Below are 238 nucleotides of genomic sequence, written 5' to 3' on the forward strand. Positions count from 1 at the left end.
GAGTAAACGAAAAGAGCAGTTAAAGAATTTCGGTGCAAAAGTACAAAATGATTTAATTGTTCAAGATGGAAATATTATTACATCTTCAAATCCAGGTACAGCTTTTGATGTTGCATTTTTATTACTTGAAAAATTAACATCTAAACAGAACGCTAAACATGTAAAGAATCTTATGGGGTTTTAAACATTAAACTTCAACAAAGAGATAATTCTAGAGCTTGTTAGAATTATCTCTTTG

General features: G+C 28.6%; 1 pseudogene. It reads left to right on the plus strand.

Annotated elements, in window-relative coordinates:
- Nucleotides 1–184: pseudogene (locus SB775_RS33560) on the plus strand (DJ-1/PfpI family protein); the annotation flags it as partial.
- Nucleotides 185–238 lie beyond the last annotated feature (54 nt).

Source organism: Peribacillus sp. SIMBA_075 (assembly GCF_046534585.1).